This is a genomic window from Shewanella sp. 10N.286.54.B9 (assembly GCF_041468565.1).
GTDB lineage: Bacteria > Pseudomonadota > Gammaproteobacteria > Enterobacterales > Shewanellaceae > Shewanella.
Genome location: NZ_JBFRIY010000031.1, coordinates 1 through 5064, shown reverse-complemented (window position 1 = coordinate 5064; position 5064 = coordinate 1). Strand labels below are relative to the sequence as shown.

Here is a 5064-nt window from a genome sequence, read left to right as displayed (position 1 = left end):
ACTGCGTTACGAGCTTTTCGCTTAGCCAGCTAAGCATCATCGCTCAAGCCTTGTACTAAAATAATTGAATTCGAACAAAAACTAAGCTCGAAAGAACAACAGCCCCTAGGTTGTTTTATTGTTAAATTTCACTGTCCTATGTCAGCTAATCTACACTTAGGGCTAATAGGCTAGCTGTAATCGCTATTTTGTTTACATTTGCGAAACATATGTGGCTGATTTAGTGCAGAAATTATTATCAGCTTACAAATTAAACTGGTAGATCTGCTTGTTGACAGACCGACATTGTGAGATAAAGACTCGCTAAATCATTAGACAAAAAAATATGCTTTCAAAGCTTAATTTGACGGCATTTTGTGCTTCATACCAATCGGTATAAAGATTTGATCGCTCAGCGAGAGTTTAGCGGTTTTGAGGCAAGGAAGTGAGTGAGGCGCATAGTTATTCTATGTTCAAGCTCATTAACGCAGCATTAAAGCCGCTAAAACTCGCCTGGAAGGAGTGTTTTTGGCTTCCTACTTCGGTGTTGGATAAATGCAAAAGGGAACAACCATTATGTTAATTATCCGCCTTGAATTAGTTCGCCAAAAACAGTCTGAGTAGATCAACTACTTATACTGATTGGTATTATATAAATCAATTACCAAATAGATGGCCTTATAGGAGTTCTCATGCGGCAAATAGTGAAAATTGCCTCTGTTTTAAGTGTGGCGTTATGGATAACTGGATGTGAGCAAAAACCGGAAAACATGGGGCCTCAAGAAAGAGGGCCTATGGAGGTGGGGGCAATTACTATTGCAGCTAAACCTCAATCTATTTTGGTTGAATTACCAGGAAGAAGTAAGGCTTATTTAGAAGCCGAGGTTCGCCCTCAGGTTAGCGGTATCATTATGAACCGTGGCTTTGTTGAAGGTAAAGATGTAGAAAAAGGTCAGTCGTTATACCAAATTGACTCTGCAACCTACAAAGCGGCACTTGTGAGTGCCAAAGCCGATCTTAAGAGTGCCGAGGCAAGTTTAGTTTCAGCCAAAGCCAAGGCATTACGTTTTAAGAAATTGGTAAAGCTAAACTCTATCAGTGAACAAGATTACGACGAAGCAGATGCGGCTTATAAAGAAGCACTGGCGCGTGTAACGGTGGCAGAAGCTGCTATTAATACCGCATCGATTAATCTTGAGTACACCGAAGTGCGTGCACCAATTTCTGGTCGTATCGGTAAGTCATCAGTAACGGCGGGGGCACTAGTCACCGCGAGTCAGACTGATACCTTAGCTACAATTCAACAGCTGGACCCAATCAACATCGAGATCACTCAATCGAGTGCTCAGCTATTACGCTTAAAATCGCAGTTGAATGATGGCCAACTTAAGGCATCTGAAAATGCGGGTGTGAAGCTTATTTTGGAAGATGGCTCGACTTACAGTCACGATGGCTTATTGCAGTTTGCTGAAGTTAGCGTGAATGAGAATACTGGTTCGGTAATTTTACGCGCTGAGTTTCCTAACCCAGACGGTTTGTTAATGCCAGGTATGTACGTACGTGCAGTACTCAATACCGGTACCGATCCTGAGGCTATTTTGGTGCCGCAGCGTGCAATTACCCGTAATACCAAAGGTCAGGCCGTAGCGATGGTAATTGCTGACGGTAAAGTGGCTTCACGTATTGTGACGACTGCACAAGTGATTGATAACCAATGGCGTATTACCGATGGTTTGAATGTGGGCGATCAACTTATTGTTGAAGGTCTGCAAAAAATTCGCCCTGGAGCACCTGTTAAGGCGGGTCCTTTAGTGGCAGATAAGAAATCTCAAGCACAACAACAGAAATAGGGTAGAGCTATGGCACGTTTCTTTATCGATCGCCCTATTTTTGCTTGGGTAATCGCCATTATTGTGATGCTAGCAGGGGTGCTGTCGATCTTCGGATTACCGGTGTCTCAATATCCTAGTATTGCGCCACCATCGGTAGTGATTAGCGCCGTTTATCCTGGCGCGTCTGCAAAGACGATGGAAGATTCAGTTACGCAGGTAATTGAGCAGCGAATGACAGGTCTAGACCACCTGCGCTATATATCTTCAACCAGTGATAGCTTCGGTAATGCGCAAATTACCTTAACCTTTAACGCTGAGGCCGATCCTGATATTGCTCAGGTACAGGTGCAGAATAAGCTCCAGCTTGCGATGCCACTGTTACCGCAAGAGGTACAGGCTCAAGGTGTAAACGTTGCCAAGTCGAGTGCTGGCTTCTTGATGGTTGTTGGTTTTGTATCGCAAGATGGCTCATTAGATAAGAATGATATTTCGGATTATGTAGGTTCGAATATTCAAGATCCTATGAGTCGTGTACCAGGTGTGGGTACCATTCAGTTATTCGGTGCGCAATATGCAATGCGTATCTGGCTTGACCCGCTTAAATTGACCCAATATAACCTGACTAGCATGGACATTATCTCTTCTATTAGAGAACAAAATGCCCAAGTATCAGCGGGTCAATTAGGTGGTTCACCTTCTGTTGCAGGTCAGGAGCTTAACGCGACTGTTTCTGCGCAAAGTCGTTTGCAAACGGCTGACCAATTTAAAAAGATCATTATTAAAGCTGACCCTTCTGGCGCTAAAGTCTTCTTAGAGGATGTTGCTAGAGTTGAGCTAGGTGCTGAAAGCTACTCGGTTGAATCGTTTTATAACGGTAAACCTGCAGCGGGTATTGGTATTCAGTTAGCGACGGGTGCCAACGCGTTAGCAACGGCTGAAGGCGTGCGAGCTAAAATTGAAGAGATGCGTCCATTCTTCCCTGAAGGCTTAGAGGTTGTTTACCCTTACGATACGACTCCTTTCGTTGAGAAATCAATTGAAGGCGTAGTGCATACCTTGCTTGAAGCTGTGGTCTTAGTATTTTTGATCATGTATCTGTTCTTGCAAAACTTCCGTGCCACCTTGATCCCGACCATTGCGGTACCTGTAGTACTACTCGGTACATTTGCAATTTTGTCAGCGGCAGGATTCTCAATAAACACCTTAACCATGTTCGCTATGGTACTGGCAATCGGTCTGTTGGTTGATGACGCGATTGTTGTGGTCGAGAACGTTGAGCGTGTAATGCAGGAGGAGGGGCTCAGCCCCATTGAAGCGACTAAAAAGTCGATGGATCAAATCACCGGAGCTTTGGTCGGTATTGGTTTGACGCTATCGGCGGTGTTCGTGCCTATGGCATTTATGTCGGGCTCGACAGGTGTGATTTACAGGCAGTTCTCTATTACGATTGTGTCGGCAATGGCACTGTCGGTAATGGTTGCAATCATCCTAACGCCAGCGCTTTGTGCCACCATGCTTAAACCGATAGCTAAAGGCGAAAGCCATGCTAAAACAGGCTTCTTTGGCTGGTTTAACCGCAAATTTGATGCATTAACCTCACGCTATGAAGCCAGTGTCGCTGCGATGATCAAGCGTGTTGGTCGTACTATGATGGTCTATCTAGCCATTAGTGTTGCGGTCGGCTGGATCTTTATGCGCATGCCAACAGCTTTCCTACCTGATGAAGATCAGGGGATCTTGTTTACTCAAGCCATTTTGCCGGTGAACTCGACTCAGCAAGCCACGCAAGCTGTACTCGATGATGTTACCGACTTCTACCTAGAGGCCGAAGGCGAAAACGTTAAATCGGTATTTAGCGTATCGGGCTTTAGTTTTGCAGGTAACGGTCAAAACATGGGTATTGCTTTCGTAGGCCTAAAAGATTGGGCTGAGCGTACAGAGCCTGGTCAAGATGTGCAGTCAGTTGCAGGTCGTGCAATGGGCATGTTCATGCAGATGAAAGAGGCCTTTGTATTTGCGTTCGTGCCGCCAGCGGTAATCGAACTGGGTACAGCAAATGGTTTCGACTTCTATCTGCAGGACAGAAATGGCCAAGGGCATGATAAGTTAGTTGAAGCACGTAATATGCTACTAGGCATGGCATCGCAAAATCCAAACCTAGTCGGTGTGCGTCCTAATGGCCAAGAGGATGCACCGCTTTATCAAGTGCATATCGATCATGCAAAACTGCGTGCATTGAGCGTTGATATTGATGCGGTAAACAGTGTGCTTGGTACAGCTTGGGGTGGTAACTACGTTAATGACTTTATCGACCGCGGCCGAGTGAAGAAAGTATATGTTCAAGGTGAAGCGGACTACCGTATGCAGCCTGAAGATATCGACGCTTGGTACGTACGCAATAGCAAAGGCGAAATGGTGCCATTCTCTGCGTTTGCTACAGGTACATGGGAATATGGTTCTCCTCGTCTAGAGCGCTTTAATGGCTTACCGGCGATGAATATTCAAGGTGGTGTCGCTGAAGGCTTTAGTACTGGTGAAGCGATGGCTATCATTGAAGATATGGTTAAGAAGCTACCACCTGGGTTTGGTGTTGAGTGGAATGGTCTGTCCTATGAGGAACGCCTTTCTGGTAACCAAGCACCGATGCTATATGCATTATCTGTGGTGGTAGTATTCCTAGTATTGGCCGCGTTGTATGAGAGTTGGTCGGTACCATTCTCGGTGATCTTAGTGATCCCGCTGGGTATTATTGGTGCGCTTATTGCGATGAATGGCCGTGGTTTACCAAACGACGTATTCTTCCAGGTAGGTCTATTGACAACGGTGGGGCTTGCAACCAAAAATGCTATCTTAATCGTAGAATTCGCCAAAGAGTTCTACGAGAAAGGGGCGGGCTTGGTAGAAGCAACCCTGCACGCGGTTCGAGTGCGTCTGCGTCCAATTCTAATGACATCATTAGCATTTGGTCTTGGTGTTGTGCCACTCGCTATCAGTAGCGGTGTAGGCTCTGGTAGCCAAAACGCAATTGGTACTGCTGTACTCGGCGGCATGATGAGTTCTACCTTTATGGGGATCTTCTTCATTCCTATCTTCTTCGTGATTGTTGAGCGTATGTTTAGCAAGCGCGAACGAGATAACGCTAAAGCTGCGAAAGCAGCAGCCAAAGCGAATAAATAACGTCATAGTTATTGACTAAAAAAGCCCAGCATTTGCTGGGCTTTTTGTTGTTTGAGTCTGTCCCGTCCTGAGATAA

The 5064-nt window shown here is 45.5% G+C and carries 2 protein-coding genes; both read left to right on the top strand.

The features are described from left to right. Window positions 1–671 precede the first annotated feature (671 nt). Window positions 672–1829 carry an efflux RND transporter periplasmic adaptor subunit gene (locus AB4135_RS11415; RefSeq protein WP_371992968.1) on the top strand — a complete coding sequence of 386 codons (1158 nt, stop codon included), beginning with the start codon at window positions 672–674 and terminating at the stop codon, window positions 1827–1829. Between the two features lie 9 nt (window positions 1830–1838). Beyond that, entirely contained in the window at window positions 1839–4988 is a 3150-nt protein-coding gene (locus AB4135_RS11410; protein ID WP_371992966.1) for an efflux RND transporter permease subunit, read from the top strand. Window positions 4989–5064 lie beyond the last annotated feature (76 nt).